Source organism: Paraburkholderia sp. USG1, assembly GCF_031570135.1.
Classification (GTDB): domain Bacteria; phylum Pseudomonadota; class Gammaproteobacteria; order Burkholderiales; family Burkholderiaceae; genus Paraburkholderia; species Paraburkholderia dioscoreae.
This window is the reverse complement of the sequence record NZ_JAMWXW010000021.1, coordinates 1-11,398: the sequence shown is the minus strand read 5'-3', so window position 1 is coordinate 11,398 and position 11,398 is coordinate 1. Positions and strand designations below refer to the sequence as shown.

10 protein-coding genes and 1 pseudogene are annotated in these 11,398 nt (G+C 61.9%); 5 read left to right on the top strand and 6 right to left on the bottom strand.

Features of this window, described 5'->3' with window-relative positions; genetic code table 11:
• Nucleotides 1–57: 57 nt before the first annotated feature.
• Nucleotides 58–669 carry an alpha-ketoglutarate-dependent dioxygenase AlkB gene (locus NE850_RS25320; RefSeq protein ID WP_007176850.1) on the bottom strand — a complete coding sequence of 204 codons (612 nt, stop codon included), beginning with the start codon at nucleotides 667–669 and terminating at the stop codon, nucleotides 58–60.
• Nucleotides 670–832: 163 nt separating this feature from the next.
• Here NE850_RS25320 and NE850_RS25315 point away from each other — a divergent pair, with 163 nt between their 5' ends.
• Nucleotides 833–1,417 (top strand): malonic semialdehyde reductase, encoded by a 585-nt coding sequence (locus NE850_RS25315; RefSeq protein WP_007176849.1) that lies wholly within the window; start codon nucleotides 833–835, stop codon nucleotides 1,415–1,417.
• A 31-nt stretch (nucleotides 1,418–1,448) separates the two neighbouring features.
• On the opposite strand, the gene NE850_RS25310 is transcribed toward NE850_RS25315, so the two are convergent.
• Entirely contained in the window at nucleotides 1,449–1,778 is a 330-nt protein-coding gene (locus NE850_RS25310; RefSeq protein ID WP_007176848.1) for a hypothetical protein, read from the bottom strand.
• Nucleotides 1,779–2,166: 388 nt separating this feature from the next.
• On the opposite strand from NE850_RS25310, the gene NE850_RS25305 reads away from it, so the two are divergent.
• A complete protein-coding gene (locus NE850_RS25305; protein WP_007176847.1) occupies nucleotides 2,167–3,330 on the top strand; it encodes a metallophosphoesterase in 1,164 nt (387 codons plus the stop codon).
• Between the two features lie 21 nt (nucleotides 3,331–3,351).
• On the opposite strand, the gene NE850_RS25300 is transcribed toward NE850_RS25305, so the two are convergent.
• Complete coding sequence (locus tag NE850_RS25300) at nucleotides 3,352–3,876, bottom strand: hypothetical protein (RefSeq protein WP_165188143.1); 525 nt, start codon at nucleotides 3,874–3,876, stop codon at nucleotides 3,352–3,354.
• Nucleotides 3,877–4,480: 604 nt separating this feature from the next.
• On the opposite strand from NE850_RS25300, the gene NE850_RS25295 reads away from it, so the two are divergent.
• Together NE850_RS25295 and NE850_RS25290 are read left to right on the top strand one after the other, a co-directional pair.
• The gene (locus tag NE850_RS25295; protein ID WP_007176845.1) at nucleotides 4,481–5,188 is read left to right on the top strand and encodes an MgtC/SapB family protein; all 708 of its coding nucleotides are present in this window, start codon (nucleotides 4,481–4,483) and stop codon (nucleotides 5,186–5,188) included.
• 161 nt (nucleotides 5,189–5,349) lie between these two features.
• Entirely contained in the window at nucleotides 5,350–5,604 is a 255-nt protein-coding gene (locus NE850_RS25290; protein ID WP_007176844.1) for a GlsB/YeaQ/YmgE family stress response membrane protein, read from the top strand.
• A 75-nt stretch (nucleotides 5,605–5,679) separates the two neighbouring features.
• Here NE850_RS25290 and NE850_RS25285 read toward each other — a convergent pair whose 3' ends face one another.
• From NE850_RS25285 to NE850_RS25275, 3 genes and pseudogenes are all read right to left on the bottom strand, one after another.
• The gene (locus tag NE850_RS25285) at nucleotides 5,680–7,194 is read right to left on the bottom strand and encodes an acetyl-CoA hydrolase/transferase family protein (protein WP_310699553.1); all 1,515 of its coding nucleotides are present in this window, start codon (nucleotides 7,192–7,194) and stop codon (nucleotides 5,680–5,682) included.
• 190 nt (nucleotides 7,195–7,384) lie between these two features.
• Nucleotides 7,385–7,600, bottom strand: a complete 216-nt coding sequence (locus tag NE850_RS25280; protein ID WP_007176842.1) for a hypothetical protein — start codon at nucleotides 7,598–7,600, stop codon at nucleotides 7,385–7,387.
• Nucleotides 7,601–7,803: 203 nt separating this feature from the next.
• Nucleotides 7,804–9,925: pseudogene (locus NE850_RS25275) on the bottom strand (FUSC family protein).
• A 199-nt stretch (nucleotides 9,926–10,124) separates the two neighbouring features.
• Here NE850_RS25275 and NE850_RS25270 point away from each other — a divergent pair.
• Nucleotides 10,125–11,120, top strand: coding sequence for a LysR family transcriptional regulator (locus NE850_RS25270; protein ID WP_165188141.1), 996 nt, complete (start codon nucleotides 10,125–10,127; stop codon nucleotides 11,118–11,120).
• The last annotated feature ends 278 nt before the right edge of the window (nucleotides 11,121–11,398 follow it).

The following is an 11,398-nucleotide window of genomic DNA, read 5'->3' as shown; positions in this document are numbered from 1 at the left end:
CACCTGCAGCGACCCGTCGGAGATACGAACCGCGCCAGCCGCGAGCGGCCCCCGGCATCAGCGAGGACCCGCGCGCGGCGTCACCCAGCGAAACGTCAGATTGATCCGCTCCCCCGCTACGCGCGGCTCCTTCGGCACCCTATGCCGCCAGTCCGCCTGCGTGTTGCCTTTCATTACCAGCAAGCTGCCGCCCTTGAGCGAAAAAGACTGCACGACACCGCTCCTGTTGTGCCGCAAATCGAACGTGCGCGCGACGCCCAGGCTCACCGACGCGATCACAGGCTGAGCGCCGAGTTCGGGCTCGCGGTCCGCGTGCCAGCCCATGCTGTCGGCGCCGCTGCGATAGCGGTTGATCAGCACGCTATTGAAATGCGCGTCGCAAACCGACTCTGCGGCCGACTTCAGTTCGGCAACCGTCGGCGTCCACGGTTGCGGCACGTTGCGAATGCCCGAGTAGACATAAACCGCGTCGGGCTCGCCTTGCCAGGCGGTCAGCCGCGGCAACGGCACGCGGCCTGCGGGCGTGCCCATCATGTCCTGACGCCATTCGACTTCGTCGATGAGTTGCGTCAACGCCCGCACCGCCGTTGCGGGCGGCAGCCAATCGGGATACCAGTCGACGTCGGGCGCCGGCGGAGCATCGGAAAAATCCGCGAAGAAATCCGTCATGAGATTGCCTGAGTATGAGCGCGCGTTCAAAGCGTAACGGGATGAGGATGAGAACCCTGGTTATTATGGCGGCAACGACGACAGCGTTCACGCAGGCACGTTGCGGTTTCATCCGCAGCAGTCATATTCATTCCTCGCACGCCACCTTCAAGGGACACTCAACATGATTCTCTCCGACCAGGCGCTCGATCAGCTTTTTCGCGAAGCGCGCACGCATAACGGCTGGCAGCCGGAACCCGTCGACGACGCCGTGCTGCGGCAACTCGTCGAACTCGTCCTGCTCGGCCCGACCTCGGCCAATTCGAGCCCGGGCCGCTTCGTCTTCGTCAAAACGCAGGAAGGCAAGGAGAAGCTGCGCCCGGCATTGTCGGCAGGCAATCTCGAGAAGACGATGGCAGCGCCGGTCACGGCGATCGTCGGGATGGACATGGCGTTTTACGAGCATCTGCCTAAGCTGTTTCCGCACGCGGACGCGCGCAGTTGGTTTGCCGGCAACGACAAGACGATTGCCGACACGGCATTTCGCAATTCGACGCTGCAAGGCGGCTATCTGATTCTCGCCGCCCGCGCGCTAGGCCTGGATACGGGTGCGATGTCAGGTTTCGACGCCGCCAAAGTGGACGAAGCTTTCTTCGCCGGCACGACCGTGAAGTCGAACTTTCTGATCAATCTGGGCTACGGCGACCCGTCGAAGCTGTTTCCACGCAGCCCGCGCTTTGCTTTCGACGAAGCCGCGCGGATCGTCTGATCCGTAGCCTCCGACCCGCTGCCGAGTCCGGTCAACTGAAGAGCGCCACGTAAAACACCACCGCGCCGATCAGCGCACCAACGAAGCAGAAGCCCTCCTCGGCCTCGTCGCCGCCCGACCGAACCCACGCTCCGACGACGCCGAACAATCCCGCGATACCCAAGGCGACGCATAGCATCACCACGTAGAACAGCGCGGTCTTGCCCAATTCGGAAAAATCGATGTTGCGCACGCCGAAGTACAGGCCGATCGCCATCACCGATATGACCACGAGCGGCAGCATGACATGACTGCCTTCGTATCCGACATGATGCGTATGGTGCGCGTGACGGAACGGGTTGCCTGATCTGAGCAGTTTCATCTGTGCCTCCTGCCTTCGCCTCTGCAGGCGATAAACGAACCGCTAGCAGACCGCCAGGGCCTTCTCTGAGACCCTTGCCTTAGCTTTGCTGCAAGCCGGTTCTATTTCAGAATAGTCCACGCCCGAACACAATTCAAAGCCCATTTAATTCGAGCGCAACAGACGGCCGGATGAGCCAGATACGGCGGCCTGGATGCTGCAATGCAGTACCATGCAGGCGCCTTCCCACGGGCAGCGGCTCGCCACGTCAGCGGCAAATTTGACGCCGCCGGCAGGCGATTGCACATCTCGGTAGAATGGGTCGGCTCGTTCGCCCCGACATTGCCGCAACGCACGAGTAGCGCCGCCCTTCCGCTCGTGCCGGCCCCTTCCCGCCCTGATCCTCTCTATGCGCCGCTCATCGTTTCTTGTTCGCATCATCCTGATTGGCATCCTGCTGCACATTTACGTCGGCTTTCGTCTGATTCCGGACATGCCGATCGATACCGCCGGCCGCTGGCTGTGCGGGTTGTGGCTCGTGCTGTCGATCTTTCTCATTCCACTCGGCATGCTGGCGCGCACGATCAAACAGCAGCCGCTCAGCGACCGGCTCGCGTGGGTCGGTCTGCTGGTGATGGGTTTCTTCTCCTCACTGCTGGTCCTGACTTTCGTGCGCGACCTCGTGCTCGCCTCGCTTCTGACCGTCGATGCGATCTGGCCGAACACCGTTGCCATCGCGCACTGGCGGACCGGCTCCGCAGCGGCGGTGCCGTTGCTCGCGCTGCTCTCTACGCTTGTCGGCCTGTTCAACGCTCGCCGTCGCGCGAAGGTGGTGACGATCGAAGTGCCGATCGACGATTTGCCGGCCGCGCTCGACGGCTTCACGATCGTGCAGATCAGCGACATTCACGTTGGACCGACCATCAAACGCCGCTATGTCGATGCGATCGTCGACGCGGTGAATCGCCTCAAGCCGGATCTGATCGCTGTCACCGGCGATATCGTGGACGGCAGCGTGCCGCAATTGACCAGACATACGCAGCCGCTGTCACGGTTGAGCGCGCGCCACGGCGCCTTTCTCGTGACGGGCAATCACGAGTATTACGCGGGCGCCGACGCCTGGATCGACGAATTCCGGCGCCTGGGACTGAACGTTCTGCTGAACGAGCACGTGGTCGTGGACCACGACGGCGCGCGTGCCGTGATCGCCGGCGTGACCGATTATTCAGCGGGCCATCACGACCCGGCGCACCGCAGCGATCCAGTCGCGGCGCTAGCGGGCGCGCCTGGCGACGTGCTGATCAAGGTACTGCTCGCCCATCAGCCGCGTTCAGCCGAAGCCGCCGCAGCAGCAGGCTTCACATTGCAGCTCTCTGGGCACACGCACGGCGGCCAGTTCTTTCCGTGGAATTTCTTCGTGCGGTTTCAGCAGCCGTTCACCGCGGGTCTTGCGCGGCTGAACGGACTCTGGGTGTACACGAGCCGAGGCACCGGTTACTGGGGACCGCCGAAGCGTCTGGGCGCGCCGTCCGAAATCACGCGCTTGCGCCTCGTGCCCGGCGAGCCCGACTAGCGAACCCGACGAAGGGGGACGTTACTGCGTGGGCGCCACGGCCACGCTGACTTGCGGCGCGAACGCCACCGCCACTTGCATACCCGGCGTCACGCCGGCGGTCCTGGCCGGATCGCGGCCCTGGATATGGAACACCGAACCGTCCGCGCCTTTGAGCGCCATGATTCCGGAAGCATGGTCAATGGCCTCGACGCGGGCGGTCACTGTCTGAACCGTGTTCGACTGCCCGGTTTGAGCCGCCGTGACTTGCCCGTCCGCACTGCGCGTGACGCTGATCACGGCGTTGCGCATCATGCGGATGTGAACCTTGCCGCCCTGCTTGATCTGCGCAAGATTTCGCGTGTCGGTAACGTTGAACGACGCTTCGCCGCCCTGCGCGTCGAGCACCGTAACCGAATGGTTGGCCTGATCGACCGCCTTCACGAGGCCGTCTGCCTGCAGCGTGCTGCTGCCTTCAAACGGCGCGGGCAAGCCGGACGCGAACGACACAAAGGGAGCGGCAGCGATCAATGCACCGGCGATGACTCCAAGAACTTTAACTTTCATACATTCCTCAATTCGAATGAGCGGCGGAAGCGGTGACGTTGCGCGGATCGCGACGCACGAGCGAAACCGCGTGTCCCGGGTTATACAGACAGTGTGTTTTCCGGGATGGCCGTCGTCAACCTTCGGAGTCCGTATTTGTGTGGGAATAGTTCCTCAATCAGCACGGAAACTTCCTCAAAGATGACGTGCAAATCATTCGTCGCCGCACCCAATGGCGGCTTGACTTATCTTTGCAGAGGCGCCTAAAATCCGCCCAATTCATTTACCCGGAATCACGATCTTGGACAGTAGCAGTAGTACCCGTCGAGCTTCGATTCGCCCGATCGCCTGATCGGCAAGATTTCCGCGCCAACCTTTTTCTGTCGCCGTCTTGCCTTCAGGCGGCGGTGCACGTCGTAGTACCCATACCCACTTGTTGCAGTAAAGTCGCAGTGAGTTCCGCATGGCTGAATGCCATGCCGACAGTCCTTGCCTTTCAGCGCCGCGAGGTTTTGCTCGCGCGCCCGGTTCACGCCTGTTCGCGCCCGTGCCCATCGGGACGGACGCGCCGGTGTCACGCGCAAGGTTCACACTGCGCGAACTCTCGCCTCACCCTTGTTGACCGATGACAGTTGAATTCCTCTTGCGGCTTCTCGCCGCCTTCGCCTGCGGCGTCGCGATCGGCCTTGAACGGCAGATGCGTCAGCGCAATGCAGGCCTGCGCACCATCACGCTGGTCGCGAGCGGCGCGTGCCTGTTCGTTACGCTCGGCGTGCTGACCGGCAACGGTACGAGCGGCATCACGCAGATCGCCGCGTACGTGGTCTCCGGCGTCGGCTTTCTCGGCGGCGGCGTGATCATGCGCGACAAGGGTTCCATTCAGGGAATCAACACCGCGGCGACCTTGTGGTGCTCCGCCGCGGTGGGCGTGCTGTGCGGCGCGGGTCATTACGGACCGGCGCTCGCGGGCACCGTGGTCGTGCTGCTGACCAATACCGTGCTGCGTGAAGTCAGCCGTATGATCAACGCGACGCCGGTCTCGAACGCCGACCTGGTCCGCGAATACGTGTTGACGATCGTCTGCCGGGAGGCCGACGAGATTCATATCCGTACCGCCGTCTCCAATTCGATGTATTCGACACCGCTGTCGTTTCAAAGCCTGACGAGCGAGGACGTCGAAGGTGAGCCAGGCCGCATTCGTGTAACGGCAACCCTGAAGATGCATCCCAAAGATCAGTCGAAGCTCGAACAGATGGCCAGCCGCATCAGCATGGAAAAGAGCGTCTCCAGCGTCAGCTGGACGGCCAGAGAAGCGGAGCCCACGCCCGAATAAGCGCAGCGCGTAAGTCCCCTATATTGGCGCCTATCGTCTACACTTAGTTTGCAATAGATTCAGACAATGTTAATTCCGCGTCCTGAATATGGACTGTCCCATAACCTTCGACTAAGCTCTGTCACCGTGAATTTTTCACACTTAACTAGGGAGTCTCGATTATGGAACACGGCATCATTGCATGGCTCATCATCGGCGCGATCGCTGGCTGGCTGGCAGGCGTGCTCGTCAAGGGCGGCGGCTTCGGCCTGATCGTCGACATCATCGTCGGGATTGTCGGCGCGTTCATCGGCGGCTGGCTCGCCGGCGTGCTGCATATTTCGCTGGGCGGCGGCTGGATCGGCTCGATCATCACCGCGGTCATCGGCGCGGTTATTCTATTGTTTCTTATCCGGCTCATCCGGCGAGGTACTTGAACGCCGCATCTGACGTTTTATGGCGTCAGGGGCGAAGGCCACCTGACGCCGGCTCGACTCAAAACCCTTCCGAACTTAAAGCCCCGCTTCCTGCGCCGGCAACATCGAGCCGGTGTCACGCAACCGCGTGTGCCACGCGAATGCCTGATCCAACTGGTGCGGCGTTTGCCCACCGTTCTTCAAAGCATCCCGGTAGTAGTCGCGCAGCAGATCGCGATACAGCGGATGCACGCAATTTTCGATGATCAACGTGGCGCGTTCGCGCGGCGCGAGGCCGCGCAAGTCGGCAAGCCCCTGCTCCGTCACTACCACGTCCACGTCGTGTTCGTTGTGATCGCAATGCGGCACCATCGGCACGATGCTCGAAATGCGGCCACCCTTTGCCATCGACTTGGTCGCGAAGATCGCACACGACGCGTTACGCGCGAAGTCGCCCGAACCGCCAATGCCGTTCATCATGTGCGTACCGCCCACGTGGGTCGAATTCACGTTGCCGTAAATGTCGAATTCCAGCGCGGTGTTCAACGCAATCAGACCAAGCCGGCGGATTACTTCCGGATGGTTGCTGACCTCTTGCGGACGCAAGACGAGACGATCGCGGTAGCGTTCGAGCTCGCTGAACACCTGCGCCTGGCGCGCGGCCGACAACGTGATCGACGCACCGGAGGCGAACGTCACCTTGCCGGCATCCATCAGGTCGAAGGTCGAGTCTTGCAGCACTTCTGAATAAATTTCGAAGGCCTCGAAAGGCGAATCGACGAAGCCGGCCAGCACCGCATTGGCGATCGTGCCGATGCCCGCCTGCAATGGCGGCAAGTTTCGCGGCATGCGCCCGTGCGACACTTCGTACTGAAAGAACTCGATCAGATGACCGGCGATCAATTCGGTTTCGGCATCCGCCGGCAGCACCGTGGACGAACTGTCCGGCATATCGGTGATGACGATCGCCGCGATTTTCTCGGGCGGGATCTCGATCGCCTTCGTGCCGACGCGATCCTGCGGCCGCACGATCGGCAGCGGCTCGCGGTGCGGCCTGCGGCCCGGAATCCAGATGTCGTGCAGCCCTTCGAGCGCGAGCGACTGTGCAAGATTGATCTCGACAATGACCTTGTCGGCAAGAATCGCAAAGCTGGCCGAATTGCCGACCGAGGTGGTCGGCACAATGCCGCCGGTCTCCGTGATCGCGGCGGCTTCGATAATGGCGATGTCGAGTTTGCCAAGCTGGTTCGCACGCAGCATCTCGACGGTTTCAGACAGATGCTGATCGACGAACATCACTTCGCCGCGATTGATGGCATCGCGAAGCGTCTTGTCCACCTGGAACGGCAGGCGCCGAGCCAGCACGTGCGCCTCGGTCAGCATGCGGTCCACGTCGTGACCGAGCGAGGCGCCGGTCATCAGCGTAATGCGCAGCGGCTTGCCTTCCCGACGCGCGCGCTCGGCGAGCGCAACGGGGACGGCCTTGGCGTCGCCCGCGCGGGTAAAACCGCTGGCGCCGACGCGCATGCCATCCTGAATCAGTAGTGCCGCCTCGGCAGCCGAAGTGATTTTTCCGCGCAGCGCGGCGCAGCGAATCCGGTCTTGGTACATGAAACTCAGTCTCTCCATAATCACCAGTCCGGCCCGTTGATGCGCACGTCTGCGGTGTGCTTCACTCAGTGGCCGGATTGTCGCCCCCGCCGCGGCGTCACGACATGACGGCGTCGCGGCCGGGTGCTTCGTCGCGCGTCAATTGTCGCGACAGGTCTTGCACGTACTTCAGGGTGATGCGTGACGCGGCTTAACTGCCGAAGTAGATGTTGCAGAAGCTCACCGGTCCGACGCACTCTTCAGCTTTGGCGGCCGGTGCAGCGGCGCGGCCGCGCGTGTCCGCGTTGGCGTCGCGTTGCGCAGCCGCTTGGGCGGACTGCTGTTGCGGGGCGGCGGGAGCCGTTTGTGCCTGAGCGCCGATAGCAGACAAACAGCAGGCGATCAAGGCGATTTTCAACACATTCATTTCGTTCTCCAGGACTTACGATTACTGCGATGCAGTAATGAAACTATATGGTTACCACTCACGCAGATAAACGGGGCCGCCCGGAAGTGATCTTTCCATCCTGAAGAAGGATCGGCGCACGGGACAGATCGTGGCGCGCAGGGGGCAACGCCGATAAGTCAATCGCTCATGAGTCAATCGAACATGAGTCAATCGAACATGAGTCAGCGCACATTGAAAGGCGCGTCCTTGTCGAGCAACGCAGTGCGGATGAAGTGCAGGCAACTCAGAATGCGCTGCAGGTCGTGACGCTTGTCGCGATCGGCATGAACCGTTTGCAGCACGTCTTGCGCAATCCAGGTGGCCGAGCGCACGGATACCAGCGCGCGTTCGAGACTACGCGCGCCGGCGCACTCGAAAAGCCGCGCGAGGTCGTCGCGGGTTCGCTCGACGGTACTGTCCCATCGCGAATGGAGTGCGTGCGCGTAATCGGCGCGCACCGCCTCGTTGCGCAGATCGACTACGGCGTGTCCCACTTCAAGTGTCGCGAGCATCCAGCGCGAGGCATCACGGCGACGCCGGGAGCGTCGCGCCCACAGCACACGCAGTTGCGAAGTGAGATCGTGCGTGCTCGACTGAAAGCGTTGATTGAGTCCCGGCAACTCGTCCTTGCATGCGGATACCGCTTGCGCGCGCAGATCGCCGAGGATTTTCCCGATGAGCCAGGGCATATCGGCCGGGAAAACAATCGCGAAGACGAGCGCCGCCAACAGCAGCGACGCGGTGAGCGCGATGCCATTGTTGATCAGCAGATCCGGCACGTAAGTTACGACGTTGTCGGGTCCGGCGAGCAGGCAGAAGAACACCGAGAAGCCGATCCCATATCCCGCCGCAAGCTTGGGGGTGGCGACGAATGCACCGAGCGCAAGCACCGGCGCAGCGTCATGCGCAGCAGCGGAAAGCCGTCGATGTTGGGATACACGTAGCAGGTGAAGAGGTAACCGGTCATGGTCGCCAGCACCGCGCCGACGCCCATCTGTACGGCCATCTTCCAAGGGTTCGGCGCGGTCGACGTCAGCGCGCATACCAGCGCCGCGCCGATCACCGCAAGGCCGCCGCTGGGCCAATCTGTCGTGATCCAGAACCAGCCGGCGATCGCCATGACCACAGCCGCACGGATAAAAGTCGACGCGACGACAAAGCTGTTGGTTTTGCTCACGTAGCGACTGGTGGTCCGCGGCTGGCTCCCCGGCTTGCGCAGCGTCAGAGATGAGTAAGTCCTCGAGTAGCGGATCCATTCGTCGACGAACCGGTACAGCAGTTCCGCCGCCGTATCGAAGTCCGCAGCGATTCAGCGGGCGAGGCTTCCAGCGGCCGTCTCGTTTCGCGCACGAGCCGGGGCAAACTCGCCTGAAAGTGCTGCAAGCGGGCCGCCATTCGCGATGCATCGACTGCAGCATCGGGCTGTTGGACCATGAGCGCGGCGAGTTCGCTGAAATATGGTTTGATCGCCGTGGCGATCGGCGCCGAACCGTTGACGCGCAGACGCTTGAGCAGTTGATGCAGCGCGTGCAGCCGCGCGCAGGCATCCATGAACTCGCTGTTCAGACGGCCGAGATGCTCGCTGCGTGAATGCATGGCCGGATCTTCGAAGGCGGCAAAAGTGCGCGTCGCCTCGAAACCGACGATCTCATCGACGAGATCCGCAAAACGCCGCTCAAATTGGCCACGCTCGATGCCGCGATCCAACACATCGGCGGCGAACGCTGTAAAATTTGCGTATCGAATCTGCAGCGCGTGCCGCAGTGCGAGGCTGGATCGCTGTGGCACGATCAGCGCGCTCACCGCGCTCGAGGACACGATGCCGACCGCTACTTCCGCCGCGCGCGTAAGCGCCGCCAGAAACAGGTCGTGAGGCGCCGTGATATTCGGGATGCCGATCAGCGCAGCGGTATAACCCGCGAGCACGAAGCCATACCACCTGAAATGCCGAAACCGGACCGCTGCCGCAATACAGGCGCTGACCCAGCCGAGCATGTACAACTCGGGCTGCTGGACGAACAATGCGCCCAGCACCAGTGCAGCGACTGTGCCCGCCGCAGTCCCGAGAATCCGGTAGAGACTCTTGGCGAGCACCATTCCGCTGAACGGCTGCATCAGCACGAACACAGTAGTCATCGCAATGCCCAGCGCCAGCAGACCGGCGGTCACCGTTTTCAACAGATGCAGCCAGATCAGGTCATCGCTATCTGCCCAGTCGAGAACAGCCCGACTGAGTGGCCGCAACATGAAGCTCCACTGCCGGACGGAATCGGCCGTCGGTTCGATCGCATGTTCGCGCTTTATCTGAAAGCAATGCAGCCGGGTTGGCCGCCGAAAGAAACACCGGCGAAGACTGCTCACTCCGGCAGGCAAGGCGCCGATTGTAGGAGCATGCTATGCGTGCATTAAGAGGACAGGCGCGGAACGTTCCTTCCAAAACGAACAACAATGCGCATCCGAGACAGGCGGACAATACGGCCTCTGCCGTGAAATAGAAGGATTGATGGATACGTTACAAAATATGCGAGTGTTCGTGCGCGTGGTCGAAGCCGGGAGTTTCACCGGTGCCGCGCAGTCGCTCAATTCAACGACCGGCGCGATGTCCCGCGCGGTTTCGGAACTCGAAGCTCATCTGCGGACCCGGTTGCTGAACCGCTCCACGCGACGGCTTGCGCTGACCACTGCGGGCGAGCGCTACCTGAAGCGATGTCAGCAGATACTTGCAGATGTCAGCACGGCGGAAGAAGAAGCCAGTTGTGCGCACGAGCGCCCGAGCGGCGCTTTGCGAATGCATAGCTTTGCCAGCATCGGCCAGCACTACGTGTTGCCGGCCATCTCGCGCTATCGCGCGCTGTATCCGGAGGTGACAGTCGAGCTGACGTTGTCGCAGCGCATGCCTGATCTCTTTGAAGGCAGCGCGGACGTCGCGGTGATCGGCGCTTCCACTTTGCCTAATTCGGATCTCGTGTCGCTTCCGCTCGGAACGACCTTCAGCATCTTGTGCGCTTCGCCCGCGTATGTGCGCGCCCACGGCGCGCCGCAGAAACCGGCCGATCTGGCACACCACGAGTGTCTGATCCTGCACACCCCGGCGTTTCCGCCGCACGATTGGGTGCTCGAAGGGCCGAATGGCTGCGAAACGATGGAGGTGAATGGGCCTGTGCACGTGAACATCGCCGAGTCGCTGATCGTCGCGATTCGCGAAGGAATGGGCATTGGCATGCTGCCGCTATACGCGGCAATTTCCGGGTTGCGTGATGGAACGTTAGTGCGCGTATTGCCGCAATATACGGCGCAGAAGATGAATATTTACGCGCTGTATCCGTCGCGCAAGTTCATCGATGCGAAGACGCGGACCTGGGTCGAGTTCTTGCGTACACATCTGCCCAAAGTCATTGCACGCGACGAAGCATTGCTTGCAGAAGTCGACAAAGCGCAGATTAGCGATGGTGGGATACCCGCTGGTGCGAGCAGCGGCGCGGATATCTCGGCGCAGTAAGTCATGGGGCAGATCTGATGCTGGGCGCCGCTGGCTGTGCGTGAGTACGGCAGCGGCGCGGAGTGGGCGGAGAGCGGAATGCCGCGGGTGAATTGCGCCGTAGCGGTTGCTGGACGCGGGTAGCGGAGCAGGTCGGGTTGTTCGTGTCGGATTCGTGTCGGGTTTTCGCGCTGATCCGGTTCTGTAAGGGCGGTGTGGAGGGGTTGGTAAACGCAGAAACCCCACCTTTTTGGGGTGGGGTTTCTGTCTGCTGCGGGGGAGCCTGACGATGACCTACT